General features: G+C 62.0%; 13 protein-coding genes. 9 read left to right on the top strand and 4 right to left on the bottom strand.

The annotated features are described in order from the left end of the window. Positions 1–45: 45 nt before the first annotated feature. The 9 genes from Q0601_RS18015 to Q0601_RS17975 all read left to right on the top strand — a co-directional run bounded on the left by Q0601_RS18015 (position 46) and on the right by Q0601_RS17975 (position 9,175). Complete coding sequence (locus Q0601_RS18015) at positions 46–717, top strand: HAD family hydrolase (protein WP_305291282.1); 672 nt, start codon at positions 46–48, stop codon at positions 715–717. Further along, entirely contained in the window at positions 714–1,670 is a 957-nt protein-coding gene (locus tag Q0601_RS18010) for a sugar-binding transcriptional regulator (RefSeq protein ID WP_305291281.1), read from the top strand. The genes Q0601_RS18015 and Q0601_RS18010 overlap by 4 nt, the downstream gene beginning before the upstream one ends. Positions 1,671–1,877: 207 nt before the next feature. Then, on the top strand, positions 1,878–3,194 hold the full coding sequence (locus tag Q0601_RS18005; protein WP_305291280.1) for an ABC transporter substrate-binding protein: 1,317 nt from the start codon (positions 1,878–1,880) through the stop codon (positions 3,192–3,194). 244 nt (positions 3,195–3,438) lie between these two features. Beyond that, a complete protein-coding gene (locus Q0601_RS18000; RefSeq protein ID WP_305291278.1) occupies positions 3,439–4,308 on the top strand; it encodes a carbohydrate ABC transporter permease in 870 nt (289 codons plus the stop codon). A 1-nt stretch (position 4,309) separates the two neighbouring features. Beyond that, positions 4,310–5,140, top strand: a complete 831-nt coding sequence (locus Q0601_RS17995) for a carbohydrate ABC transporter permease (RefSeq protein WP_305291277.1) — start codon at positions 4,310–4,312, stop codon at positions 5,138–5,140. Positions 5,141–5,152: 12 nt separating this feature from the next. Then, positions 5,153–6,154, top strand: a complete 1,002-nt coding sequence (locus tag Q0601_RS17990; RefSeq protein WP_305291276.1) for an ABC transporter ATP-binding protein — start codon at positions 5,153–5,155, stop codon at positions 6,152–6,154. A gap of 102 nt (positions 6,155–6,256) precedes the next feature. After that, complete coding sequence (locus Q0601_RS17985) at positions 6,257–7,726, top strand: mannitol dehydrogenase family protein (protein ID WP_305291275.1); 1,470 nt, start codon at positions 6,257–6,259, stop codon at positions 7,724–7,726. Between the two features lie 158 nt (positions 7,727–7,884). Continuing rightward, on the top strand, positions 7,885–8,613 hold the full coding sequence (locus Q0601_RS17980) for a molecular chaperone DjiA (protein ID WP_305291274.1): 729 nt from the start codon (positions 7,885–7,887) through the stop codon (positions 8,611–8,613). Positions 8,614–8,689: 76 nt separating this feature from the next. Further along, on the top strand, positions 8,690–9,175 hold the full coding sequence (locus Q0601_RS17975) for a hypothetical protein (protein WP_305291273.1): 486 nt from the start codon (positions 8,690–8,692) through the stop codon (positions 9,173–9,175). A gap of 27 nt (positions 9,176–9,202) precedes the next feature. On the opposite strand, the gene Q0601_RS17970 is transcribed toward Q0601_RS17975, so the two are convergent. The 4 genes from Q0601_RS17970 to Q0601_RS17955 are packed head-to-tail and all read right to left on the bottom strand — an operon-like array spanning position 9,203 to position 13,801. Further along, positions 9,203–11,131, bottom strand: coding sequence for a 3'-5' exonuclease (locus Q0601_RS17970; protein WP_305291272.1), 1,929 nt, complete (start codon positions 11,129–11,131; stop codon positions 9,203–9,205). After that, positions 11,128–11,496 carry a response regulator transcription factor gene (locus Q0601_RS17965; protein WP_305291271.1) on the bottom strand — a complete coding sequence of 123 codons (369 nt, stop codon included), beginning with the start codon at positions 11,494–11,496 and terminating at the stop codon, positions 11,128–11,130. The genes Q0601_RS17970 and Q0601_RS17965 overlap by 4 nt, the downstream gene beginning before the upstream one ends. Then, positions 11,496–11,984 carry a hypothetical protein gene (locus Q0601_RS17960; protein WP_305291270.1) on the bottom strand — a complete coding sequence of 163 codons (489 nt, stop codon included), beginning with the start codon at positions 11,982–11,984 and terminating at the stop codon, positions 11,496–11,498. The genes Q0601_RS17965 and Q0601_RS17960 overlap by 1 nt, the downstream gene beginning before the upstream one ends. Positions 11,985–11,989: 5 nt before the next feature. After that, complete coding sequence (locus Q0601_RS17955; protein ID WP_305291269.1) at positions 11,990–13,801, bottom strand: DUF294 nucleotidyltransferase-like domain-containing protein; 1,812 nt, start codon at positions 13,799–13,801, stop codon at positions 11,990–11,992. Positions 13,802–13,955: the final 154 nt, after the last annotated feature.

Raw genomic sequence — 13,955 nt, 5'->3', positions numbered from 1 at the left:
CCATCCGGCCTTTTCCGGTTGGTCTGTTCTTTCGAAGGATACCCGATGCGGATAGAATTGGTCATCTTCGACTGTGATGGCGTCATCGCCGACAGCGAGCTGTTATCCGCCAGCGTCCTGATCGAGACACTGGCGGAAACCGGCCTGATCCTTGGTGCCGAAGATGTCCGGCGCGAATTTCTGGGCCGCAGTTTCCCCACCGTCGCCCGTGTCATCCGCAAGAATTTCGGCCACCCTCTGCCGGAAGATTTCGAAGCGGAATACCGGCGCCGTCTGCTGCTGCGTTTCGAAACGGAACTGCGACCGACCCCCGGATTTCAACAGATGCTTCAAGCCCTGCATCTGCCCAACTGCGTGGCCACCTCATCAAGCCCGCCACGCGTTGAACGCACCTTGCAACTTGTTGGTCTTTCGGAATTCTTCAACGGAAGAATCTTTACCGCCAGTCAGGTCGCCCGCGGCAAACCAGCCCCCGACCTGTTCCTTTTCGCGGCATCCCGGATGGGCGTAAAGCCCCCGGTTGCCATCGTCGTCGAAGACAGCACCCCGGGACTGGAGGCCGCACAGGCCGCAGGCATGAAAGTACTGGCCTATCGCGGTGGCGCGCATCTGCGTGAAACTCCGCTCGAATTGCCGCCCGGAATAGCCGGCTTTGACAACTGGGCGGATTTCCCTCACCTCTTGAGGCAGATGGAAACCACCGGGGAACTCAGGTGAGCACAGGACGATTCGCGCCGGGATCAAGCCGATTGGACGATGCCGCACGTGCCGGCTGGCTCTATTACGTGGCGGGCAATACGCAGGACGAAATCGCCCGCAAACTCGGCGTCAGCCGCCAAAGCGCCCAGCGTCTTGTCGCCATGGCGGTCAGTGAAAAGCTGGTCAAGGTACGGCTGGATCACCCGATCGCGCATTGCATGAACCTGGCCAGGGCCCTGACCGACCGCTATGCGCTTTGCAGTTGCGAAGTTGTCCCCTCGGATCCCGGCGCGCCGGACCTGCTGACCGGCATCGCCATCGCTGCGGCCACGATTCTGGAAAAGACGCTGAAATCGCCCGAGCGCCGGGTGATCAGCCTTGGCACCGGGCGGGCGTTGAAAGCCATGGTCGAACAGACCCCCCGCATGTCCTGCCCGCAGCATGTCGTCGCCTCACGTCTTGGCAACATGATGTCCGACGGCTCGGCATCGCCCTATAACGCCACGATCCATCTCGCCGAGCGGATCGAGGGCCCGCATTACCCCAACCCCCTGCCCGTCCTTGTCAGCGATCCCGGTGAACTGGCCGCCATGCAACAACAGGAGGCGGCACGAAATACCATCGAGCTGTGCAGGAATGCCGATCTGTCGGTAGTGGGCATCGGGCAGATGGACCGGACAGCCCCGCTTTTCGTCGACGGTTTCGTCTCCGCCACGGAAATGGACGAACTCGCCCACGCCGGCGCGGCGGGCGAGATTACGGGCTGGGTCTATGACGGCGACGGCACGATTATTGATTGTAATTTCAACCGCCGCGTCGCATCCGCCCCCTTACCCAAGGGCTCGGAGCGCCCGTTGATCGCCGTAGCCTCGGGTGAAGGCAAGCTCGCTGCAATCCGTGGCGCCCTGCGAGGGCAGCTGGTCAACGGGCTGATCACGTCCGAGGCCACGGCGGAACGGCTGCTGGCCTGATCCCTTACTGCCCTCTTTCCGTCATCGAATCCCGATCTTGCCCTGCCGTTCCGTGACCGGAACGGGAATTTCCTGTCATTCCAATTACATGAAACCGGATCATAGTCCTGAATTCGCGGGTCGCATTTGATTATTGACAGAATCTTCTTCATTTGCGAATATTTGCCCATCGATAGGGCATTTGCTCAAATCGTAAGGGAGGACAACATGACCACGAAATTTCGCATCCTCATGGGTGCAACGGCGCTTTGCGCCTCGGCCGGCATCGCGGCCGCTCAGGACGTCACACTGACCGTCGCCACCGTGAATAACGGCGATATGATCCGCATGCAGGGGCTGACCAGCGAATTCGAAGCCGCCAATCCCGGCATCAAGATCGAATGGGTGGTTCTGGAAGAAAACGTTCTGCGCGAAAAGGTCACGACCGATATCGCCACCAATGGCGGTCAGTATGATGTTATGACGATCGGTACCTATGAAGTGCCGATCTGGGGCAGACAGGAATGGCTGAAGCCCCTTGAAATGAGCGCCGAATACGATGTGGACGACCTGCTGCCCACGATCCGCGAGGCGCTTAGCGTGGACGGCACGCTTTACGCCGCCCCCTTCTATGGCGAAAGCGCCATGGTGATGTACCGCACCGATCTGATGGAACAGGCCGGGCTGGAAATGCCCGACGAGCCGACATGGGATTTCATCCGCGAGGCCGCCGAAAAGATGCATGATCCCGATAACGGCGTCTATGGCATCTGCCTGCGCGGCAAGGCGGGCTGGGGCGAGAACATGGCGCTTCTGACCTCGATGGCGAATTCCTTTGGCGGCAAATGGTTCGACATGGAGTGGGTCCCGCAATTCGACCAGAAACCATGGCAGAACGCGATCACCTATTACGTCGATATCATGACAAATTTCGGCCCTCCCGGCGTCTCGACCAATGGCTTCAACGAGAATCTGGCGCTGTTCCAGACCGGCAAATGCGGCATGTGGTATGACGCCACCGTCGCCGCCGGCTTTGTGACCAACCCGATCGATTCAACGGTCGCCGACAAGGTCGGCTTCGCTCAGGCTCCGTCAGCCGAAGGCGGGCAGAAGGCCAACTGGCTTTGGGCATGGACGCTGGCGATTCCGGCCAGTTCCGAAAATGCCGAGGCCGCGCAGACCTTCATCGAATGGGCCACAGGCAAGGGCTATACCGAACTCGTCGCCGAAAAAGAGGGCTGGATCGCCGCCCCTCCGGGCACCCGCACCTCGCTTTACGGGAACCCGGAATATACCAAGGTCGCGCCCTTCGCCGAAATGACGCTTGCAGCCATCAACTCGGCCAATCCGGGCAGCCCGACAGTGGACGAGGTTCCCTATGTCGGCGCGCAATATGTCGCGATCCCGGAATTCCAGGGCATCGCCACCACCGTCGGTCAGCTTTTCTCGGCCGCGGCCTCGGGGCAAAGCAGTCCGGAAGAAGCGCTCGCCGCCGCACAGGCAACCACAACACGTGAAATGAGCCGCGCGGGCTATCCCAAATAGCCCGGCGCTCCGCGCAACCATCCCGACCGGAACGCTCTCCCCCGGTCGGGCCAACCCTCCTTTCACGCCGGTTCCGCCCAACGACGCCCGCCCCCGCCGCTTCTTCTTTGCATAAATACCTTTCCGGGGGCCGCCGACGCATCTCGCCTCCCGGTTCCACAGGCCGGCCGGCGACGGCGAAACGGCCCCAGGGGCCCCACGGAACGCCACAGGCATGACCGGCTCAAACTGAAGGAACTGTCGCATGGCCACGCAACGTGCACATAAGGCGGCGCGGCTGATGATCTCACCGTCGGTGATCCTGCTGCTGGCATGGATGATCATACCGCTTGGAACGACGATCTATTTCTCGTTTCTCCGCTATAATATCCTGACCCCTCCTCCTTCATGGACGGGTGTAGAGAATTACACTTATTTCCTGACCGACCCCGCCTTTATTCCAGCGCTTGTGAACACGCTTGTGCTGGTACTGGGTGTGCTGATCATCACGACCGTGGGCGGAATCCTTCTGGCTCTGCTGCTGAACATGGATTTCTGGGGCCAGGGCATCGTCCGTATTCTGGTGATTTCTCCTTTCTTCGTGATGCCGACCGTTTCGGCGCTGGTCTGGAAGAACATGTTCATGCACCCGGTCAACGGATTGTTCGCGCATCTCTTCCGCGCCGTCGGGCTGCAACCGGTCGATTTCCTGTCAACCATGCCGCTTCTGTCAATCATCATCATGGTCGCCTGGGCATGGCTGCCTTTCGCCACGCTGATCCTGCTGACCGCCCTGCAATCGCTGGACAGCGAGCAGATGGAGGCGGCCGAGATGGACGGCGCGGGCTGGCTCAGCCGGTTCATTTACCTGACCCTGCCGCATCTGACCCGCTCGATCACCGTTGTGGTGCTGATCCAGACGATCTTCCTTCTGGCGGTCTTCGCCGAGATCTACGTGACCACCGCGGGCGGCCCCGGCTATGCCTCCACCAATATCCCGTTCTTCATCTACAACCTGTCGCTCAAGCAATTCGACGCGGGCATGGGTGCCGCCGGAGGCGTGATCGCCGTCATCATTGCCAATATCGTCGCCTTCTTCCTGATGCGCGCCGTCGGCAAGAATCTGGAGCTGTGACATGGCGAGGAAAACCACCACGGGCCAGCGCGCCCTGATCACCGTCGCCGCCTGGGGCATCGGGCTGCTGATCTCCTTCCCGATCATCTGGACGATCCTGACTTCGTTCAAGACCGAGGCCACGGCCATCGCCTCGCCCCCGGTCTGGTTCAATTTCGACTGGACGCTTCAGAACTATATCGATGTCAATACGCGCTCGGATTACCTGCGCTATTTCTGGAACTCGGTCGTGATCGCGGTCGGTTCCACCCTGCTGGGACTGGCGGTCGCCATTCCTGCGGCATGGTCGATGGCGTTCCAGCCGACCAAAAACACCAAGAACGTGCTGATGTGGATGCTGTCCACCAAGATGATGCCGGCGGTCGGGGTACTGGTGCCGGTCTATCTGGGGCTGCGCAGCATGGGATTGCTGGATACCCGTATCGCCCTTGTGACCATCATGATGCTGATGAACCTGCCGATCATCGTCTGGATGCTGTTCACCTATTTCCGCGAAATTCCGGGCGAAATCCTTGAAGCCGCGCGGATGGACGGCGCCAATCTGCGCAATGAGATCATCTATGTGCTGACCCCCATGGCTGTGCCGGGCATCGCCTCGACGCTGCTACTGAACGTGATCCTCGCATGGAACGAGGCATTCTGGACGCTGAACCTGACCACAACGAATGCCGCGCCTCTGACGGCCTTCATCGCCAGCTTCTCGTCGCCTCAGGGACTGTTCTACGCAAAGCTCAGCGCGGCCTCGACCATGGCCATCGCACCGATCCTGATCCTTGGCTGGTTCAGCCAGAAACAACTTGTTCGCGGCCTGACTTTCGGCGCGGTGAAGTAAAGGAAACCTGTCATGGGAAACATTACTCTTGAGAATGTCGCCAAGCGTTTCGGCGAAGTCGAGGTCATCCCGCCGCTGGACCTGAATATCGAGGATGGCGAATTCGTCGTCTTCGTCGGCCCCTCGGGCTGCGGCAAATCCACGCTGCTGCGCCTGATCGCGGGGCTAGAGGATGTGAGCGGCGGACGTATCCTGATCGATGGTCAGGACGCGACCGAGGCATCGCCCGCCAAGCGCGGTCTGGCGATGGTGTTTCAATCCTATGCGCTTTACCCGCATATGTCGGTGCGCAAGAATATCGCCTTTCCGATGAAGATGGCGGGTATGCCCGAGGATGAGCAGAAACGCCGGATCGACGCCGCCGCGACGGCATTGAACCTGACCGATTATCTGGACCGCCGTCCGGGGCAATTGTCGGGGGGCCAACGCCAGCGGGTCGCCATCGGGCGCGCCATCGTGCGCGAGCCATCGGCCTTTCTGTTCGACGAGCCGCTGTCCAATCTTGACGCGGCGCTGCGCGTGGGGATGCGGCTTGAGATCAGCGAGCTGCATAACCGTCTGAAAACCACGATGATCTATGTGACCCACGATCAGGTCGAGGCAATGACCATGGCCGACAAGATCGTCGTGCTTCAGGCGGGCCGGATCGAGCAGGTGGGCAGCCCGATGGAACTGTATCGCAACCCGCGCAACGTCTTTGTCGCGGGCTTCATCGGCAGCCCGAAGATGAATCTGCTGACCGGCCCGACGGCGGCGGAATTCGGGGCCGAAACCATCGGCATCCGGCCCGAGCATATCGGCGTCTCGACCGAGAGCGGCAAATGGAAGGGCCGGATCGGCGTCAGCGAGCATCTGGGTTCCGACACGTTCTTCTATGTCGAGGGAACCGGCATCGCCGATGCGATCACCGTCCGCGCCGATGGCGAAATCGACCTGTATCACGGCGACGACATCTGGCTGACCCCGCAAGAGGACAAGCTGCACCGTTTCGGCAAGGACGGCAATCGTATCTGACCTGGTCCCTGTGCGCGGGCGGGAGCGGATTTGTCCGCTTGCGCCCGCCAATCCCTCACTCTGCCCGGCATGGTTCCGGGAGTTCGGACGAAAGGCTTCGTCATGGCTATGGCTCTGGCACAATCGACACTGAACGATCTCGCCCCCGATGTCGTCCATCCGGGCTATGACCGCGCAGGACTCCGGCCCGGTATCCTGCATGTCGGCATCGGCAATTTTCACCGCGCACATATGGCATGGTATCTTGACCGGTTATTCGCGCAGGGCGAGGGCCACGACTGGGCCTTGATCGGCGCAGGCGTCCGCCCGGGCGATGCATTGATGCGCGAAAAGCTGCAAAAGCAGGACTGGCTGACCACTCTGGTTGAACTGGATCCAAAAGGGCTGAATGCCCGCGTCATCGGCTCTATGGTGGATTTCGCCAAGGTCGAGCCGCAAGCCGTCATTGCCGCGATGTCCGATCCGGCGATCCGGATCGTGTCGCTGACCATCACCGAGGGCGGTTATTACGTGGACGCCACTACCGGCGGCCTCGACACCGATCACCCGGATATCGCGCATGACGCGAAAGGTCCCGCCCTGCCCCGGACGGTTTTCGGCATGATCCTGTCCGCGCTGCGCAACCGGCGTAAGGCCGGCGTCGCGCCATTTACCGTCATGTCCTGCGACAATCTTCCGGAAAACGGCCATGTCTGCGCCCGCACCGTGATCGGATTGGCCGGGCTTTCCGACCCCGCCTTTGCGAATTGGGTGCAGGAGAATGTGGCTTTTCCCAATTCGATGGTGGATTGCATCACCCCCGCCACCTCGGACCGCGAACGGGCATTGGTGCGCGACAGTTTCGGCATCGAAGATCCGGTTCCGGTGGTCTGCGAGCCCTTCCGGCAATGGGTGCTGGAGGATAACTTCCCGCAGGGCCGCCCGCCGCTAGAAATGGTCGGCGCGGAATTCGTCGCAGATGTCAGCCGCCATGAATTGATGAAACTGCGCATCCTGAATGGCGGTCACGCGGCCATCGCCTATCCTTCCGCGCTTCTGGGGCATCATTTCGTCCATGACGCGATGGCCGATCCGCAGATCGAGGCATGGTTGCGCGCGCTTGAAATCCGCGAGATCATCCCGACGCTCACCCCGATCGAGGGTGTCGGTTACGGCGATTATCTGGAACTGATCGTGGACCGTTTCGCCAATCCGAAGATCGGCGACACGATTGCGCGGCTTTGTCTGGACGGATCGAACCGGCAGCCGAAATTCATCCTGCCGACCGTGCAGGATGCGCTTGCGGATGATCGCGCCATCGACGGGCTGGCGCAAGAGATCGCCTTCTGGTGCCGCTATTGCGAACGTACGGATGAGCAGGGTCAGGAGATCCCCCCGAATGACGACAATCACGACGTGCTGCGCGAATTCGCGCTCGCATCTCGCCGAAATCCCGTCGCCTTCCTTGGGAACCGAACGGTTTTCGGCCCGCTGGCCGACGATACACGCTTTCAAGAGGCTTTCGCGCGCAAACTGACCCTGCTTTACGAACAGGGGACCCGCGCGGCTCTTGATACCTATCTCGCCGGGTAATTATCCGGCGAGGCGCGGGCGGTTGTCCTCCTTCCGCCCGCGCGAAATTCCCTTCGGTCCGGTATGGCCGCCCGACTCATGAAAAATTCAACTAAAAGCCGATCATCTTGATAATCCCGGCACTATCGCTGCACGTTCATAGCCGCTAATCTGAAGACATGGATACGAGCCCGCATCAACCCGTCTGCCCCAACCTGCCAAAGCCCCGCAGCTTCTGGCAGCGAATCGGTGATCGGCTGGCAGCATTGCTGGGCCGGCAGCGTACGGCCATTCCGCCGGAACGCTCGGTCGCGTTCACGATCGCGGTGATCGCCCTTGGCGCGAAACTCGCCAAGGCGGACGGCGCGATTGCCCGATCCGAGGTTTCGGCATTCCGGCGCGTGTTCATCATCCCCCGGGCCGAGGAAAAGAACGCCGCCAGGGTCTTCGATCTGGCCCGGCAGGATGTGGCGGGGTTCGATGCCTGGGCACGTCGCATTGCCGCGATGTTTCCCGCCGGCGATCCGGTTCTGGCCGATGTGATCGAAGGTCTGTTCATCATCGCGCTCGCGGATGCCGATCTGCACGAGGCAGAATGTGACTTTATCAACGAGGTCGGGCGCATTTTCGGCCTGTCCAAGGCCACGGTGACCGCGATCCGTGCGCGTCACGACCCGAAGGCAGGCTGTCCGCCCTGCGAAATCCTAGGCATTGCCCCCGATACACCGCTGGCCGAAGCCCGGAAACATTGGCGCAATCTGGTCCTTGAAGCCCATCCCGACCGCGCCATCGCCCGCGGCCTTCCGCCCGAGGCCGTCCGCCTTGCAGAATCCCGCACCCGCCGGTTGAACGAGGCATGGGAAAACTTCCGCGCCATGCAGAAACCCATGGCCGCAAGTCAGGGATAAGCGCGAAATCACGCCGGCCTCGATATGCGGCGCTCTTGCAGAAACCGCCTGCATCTCCCATCTTTCAGCAATGCAGTTGCGCAGTCTGACCCTTGCCGTCCCGCTTGTTCTGGCAGTTTTCGCCGGCCAGTCCGCCCATGCGCAGGATGCGCCCGATATCTGGCAGCCCCCGATGCAAGGCGATGAAGCGCCACGGAATACGCTGCCGAATGACGGAACATCTCAGGATGACGGCGGCGATCCGATCGAACGCGGCATAGGTTCATTGCTGGAAAACCTTCTGCGCGACATGGGGCCCGAACTGGACCAGCTTGGGCAGGACATGTCCGGCGCATTCGAGAATCTGACCCCGATGCTGAAGGATTTGCGGGTGCAGATCGACGATCTACGTAATTATCAGGCACCCGAGCGGCTGGAAAACGGAGATATCATCATCCGGCGCAAGGCAGAGGCGCCTCCACCTCCGCCGATTGACGAAAATCTTCCGGATTCCGACATTCCCGAACCACGGCCCAGCCCCGGATTGCCGGTCGATCCCGACGCGCCGGAATTCGAACTCTGAACGTTTCGGGCGTCACCGGATCTTTCTTCAACTCCGGGAGCCGTTAACGTCACGGATCAGGCGGCGGTGTTTCCGCGCCTCGGCCCTGACATCCTCGAAACGGGTGATCCCCTTGGCCTCCAGCGCAGGGATCAGGCTCAGAAAAATTTCGGCGGTCGCCCGGGCATCGCCCATGGCGGTATGTCTTTTTTCAGGCGGGATGACGATCCCCAGACGCTCGGCCAGCGCATCCAGCGTATGCGATACCGAACCGCCCCAGATCATGACCGACAGCAGAACCGTATCCAGCACCCTGTTGTCGAAATCCGGCCCCTTGCCGGTATTGCGCAGCATTCCCATGTCGAAGGGCGCGTTATGGGCGACCAGCACCGCATCCTGCGCGAAATGGTGAAATGATGTCAGTGCCATATCCGGGCCGGGCGCGTCCGCGACCATTGCGTCGGATATCCCGTGAATCGCCGTCGCGCGCGGCGGGATCGCGCGGCCGGGATTGACCAGCGTTTCGAAGCTTTCACCGGTCAGCCTGCCGCGCGCGATCCGCAACCCCGCGATCTGCACCATGCGGTCGCTGTCCTCAAGCCCGGTGGTTTCGGTATCGAAAACGACACAAGTCAGATCGGCCAGCCGCGAGGATGAGGCCCCGCGCGATGCCAGACCGAAATCATAGGTCAGCCCCGCAACCTCTTCCGTCGCGCCCATCAGTTGCAGGGGCAGAACCAGACGAGAGCCGGACGGACCGGATTCCGGCCAGATACCGGTTTCATGAGCCGCCAGAATCTCGGCCCCCGTCAGGTCAGGCTGCCCGGGATCGGGTCTTTCGGACAGCCATTCGTCCAGACGATCCACCGGCAAAGCCTTCCCCGCCCATTCAAGCAGCAGGTGCAATTCGGATTGACCGGTCATTCTTGCCTGCACCCACAGATTGCCGACCTCATCCGAAAGCCGGCCATTCAGGAACCGTAAAAGCGCATTCATGGAGGCCGCCTCTGCCTGAACCGCCTGCTGCGGCAAATCGCCCCGCAGCGTCAGCCCGGCAACGAGTTCGTGCGGCATCGCACGCGCGACAGCCGCACCGCCGGTCATCGAGTCCGTCAATTGCCGGGCAGTGGCCGCCAGTCCCTGACCCTCGGCGCGTATCGCACGCGCCAGATCCTGCGGGATCGGCCCCTCCAGAGCATCAAGCATGGGCACAAGCGTCGCCGCGTGGCGCCGCAATGCCTCTAACGCCTCATGTGGTGCGGGACCAGTGGACAGGCGCTCTTGCAGAACCAGCAGGATATTCTCGCCGATATGCCTTATCCGGCCGGAAAGACGCATCCCATCATGGGCCAGACAAGCCAGATCGGTCGCCCCGGCCCCTGTCTCCAGACGGGCAAGCGCAGCCTCGATCACAGCCGGGGCGATTTGCGGCGACAGTTTCCGGTCAAGCGCCAACCCCGGCAGGAACCGGGCAGCGGCAGCGTTATAGAAGATCACGCGCCCCTTGCTATCGGCCATTATCGCGCCCGCACCGAAATCGGCGAAGATGGATTCCAGCGTTTCCTTTTCACGCTGCAATTCCACCCCCTGAGCCGCCACCGCCTCGTCCAGAGCCTCTTGCGTGCGGGACCGTTCCTCGACAGCATCGGCGATTGCCGGACCCAGATCGCCCAGATACCGCGCCCGCATCACATCCGGAGGACGGCCGGTCCGCATCGAACCGGCAAGCCCCTCTATCGGCTGAACGATATGATGATCGACAAGCAGCCACAGCACGGCTGTCCCTGTCAGGATACCGAAAAACTGGATCACGCCCGTCCGTATCAGCACATCCAGCGTGTCACCCGATGCCATGACCTCACCCGGCAGCCGCCGCGCCTCGGCCCATAGCGACAGACCGGACCCGGCCAGCAGCAGCACGGCAAAGCCCGCGAACAGCAGCAGGACACGCAGCCGCAGACCGACCCGGCGTTTCATTTCCGCTCCAGCAGGCGCGCCATTTCGGCCCGGAGTTCGGACAGTTCAAACGGTTTCGCAATGAACCCGTCCGCGCCAAGCGCCAGCCCCTTGCGGCGCTCGACCACCGAACCGCGCGCGGTCATCATCAGCACCCGGATATCCTTCAAGGCCGGATCGGCCCGCAGATCCTGCACGATCTGATAGCCCGAAACCTCGGGCAGCATCACATCCAGCAATACCAGATCCGGGGATCGTTCGCGGATCTGCTGAATCGCTCCGGCCCCGGTCGCCAGCCGCGCATGGCTGTGTCCGTCACGGGTCAGCAGGAAATCCAGTGCGATGGCGATATTTTCCTCATCCTCAATCACCAGAATATCCGCCATTATCCGGCCTCCCCGGCGCAAACGATGGCGATAGCCGGATCATCATCCGCCTTTTGCCAGTCGCCGCCAGCAACAGAGATCATGCCTTTCGCGCAATCGAAATTCTGCCGTACGATCACCGTCGGGCGGCGGCGCTCGATCAGCATGATCTCTGCTTGGCGGATATCTTCCCCGGCATCGGTGATCCTGGCGGGGTCCAGCGCCGCGAAACGCACGATAACGGGCGCGACATAGGTCCAGGGCGCCCACAGATAATTGTCTTTCCCCACCAGCAGCATTTCCGCACCGGCCGGCAATTGTTCTTTCGTGCGGCTGAACCAGCTATAATCGTTCCAGACCGAATATCCGATCATGGCCAGTCCGATACTTGCGGGCAGAAGCCACCGGGGCAATGCGAACCCGGCCTTGCGCGAGGCATGCATCAGGGCAAAGATCAACGCCCCGGCCCCGATCCCCGCGATAATCGCACCCAGCAATTCGAACGACATGGCGTTCATCCCGGAATCCCCCTTCCATGGCTCACGGCCGCTTGCATTCCCCTGACGACGACGAAAGCGTCCCGCAGATGGCTGCGCTCGAAATCGGGCAGATCGGCAGGTGACAGGAAATTGTCGGGCGCCCGCCCGGACAGGATCAGAGCAGCCTGATTTTCAAGCCGCGCCGTCTGGATCAGGTCATAGGCCGCGATCAGATCGCGCCCGCCACTGCCGGAAATGATCCCCTTCGCCTCGGCATCCTGCAGCCTTGCCCGCGTGTTCACCGGCGTCAGCCTGCCCTGAAGCCCATAGACCCGCGCCAGATCATTGACCGGCACCACCCCGCCAAGCTTCATGTCGATGTGATCGCGATACGCGCCATGCCGGATGGTCGCAAAGCCGCCGATCAGCCCCAAAGGCGGGCGATGCCTGAGCGCGTTCGAAATCATATGCGCCACGAAGATCGAGTTTCGCGCCGCCAGTTCAAGCGTCTCGGTCTGCAGCCCTCTCAGCAACGAGGCATCTCCGCCGATGGCCCGCAGATCGAACATGACCGATGCGAGCATCTGCGCCTCGGGATCCGGGCGGGCGATCCAGTCGCGGAAATAGCCGCGCCAGACATTGCGGGGCTGCCGCCAGCGCGGATTGACCGCCATCATGTCGCCGGGACAGTAAACATAACCGCATTCGTTCAGCCCGTCGCAGACAAACCGCGCGAAGCCTTCGAAATAGGGATCCGCCGGATCGCTCCCTTCGGCCAGTATCAGGCAATTATCCTGATCGCTGATCCCGGTCTGCTCCTGCCGGCCCTGACTGCCGCATGCCGCCCATGCCCAGGCGGCGGGGGCAGGACCAAGCCGCGCCTCGGCCATCTCAAGCAATCGGCGGGTCACGGCATCGGTGATATCGGTGATCATCCGGGTGACGATCTCATGCCGTTGATGCGCCCGGGCCATCTGCGCCAGCAGTCCGGGAATGCGGCCGGTCGTCTCGGCCATCTCGCCCACCGTCTTCGCCTGCGCGATATCGCGCAAAAGCGCCGAAGCGGATACCGCCTGCACCCGGGTCAGATCGGTCTGGCTGATCATCCCCACGAAGCGCCCGTCATCGACGACCGGCAAATGACCGATGCCGCGTTCGAACATGATATTCAGCACATCGAGACCAAGCGCCGAGCTTGGCAGACTGACCGGATCCGGGGTCATCACCTCTGAAACCGGCGCCTGCGGATCATAGCCCTCGGCAACGACGCGATTCGACATGTCGCGGATCGTGACAACCCCGGTCAGCCGCCCATCATCCATGACGATGCCCAGACTGCTGATCCGCGCGTCGCGCATCATCCCTGCCGCCTCGATGATCGGCGTGTCCGCGCCGCAGCTTCGCGGTTTCCCCGACAGCAACTCCCCGACCTTCATCATCGCCGCATCCGAGGCCCGCATCACCGCCCGGCTGCCGCGATCGAAAAACCGGGCGAAACCCGGATGCGCTTCCATCAGCCGCAGCAATTCCCGCCGTGGCAGCATCAGGATCACCGCATCCGAAACCGCGCTGGCCGATGTCACGGCACGGCCATCGCGCAGCAACCCGCGTTCCCCGAAAGAGTTGCGCGGCCCCAGTTCGGACACCGACTCGCCGTTGCGGTCACGTACCTGAACCACGCCGCTTTCGATCAGAAACAAGCCCTGCAATGCCTCATCGATGTCGTAAACCGTCTCTCCGGCGGCATATTCCCTGCGACCGAAGAAACCGGCGACACGCGCCAATTCGTCCTGTGGCAGGCTGTCATAGGGATGAACCGTGGCGATAAAATCGGAAATCCCGGTCATGACCCTTCTTCTTTGCCTAAATACCTTGCGGGGGTGGGGGGGGGGCCCCCCCCCCCCCCGGGACTTGGTAAAATAGCCGCAGCAACCCCCGCCCCCCTGGGGCCCCCGCCGCCCCCGCCCACAGACACAAACACCCAACCCGCGGCCGGCCTGG

The sequence above is a fragment of the Paracoccus wurundjeri genome (assembly GCF_030678915.1).
Taxonomy (GTDB): Bacteria; Pseudomonadota; Alphaproteobacteria; order Rhodobacterales; family Rhodobacteraceae; genus Paracoccus; species Paracoccus onubensis_A.
The sequence above is the reverse complement of the archived record's forward strand: the minus strand, read 5'-3'. Positions and strand labels throughout refer to the sequence as shown.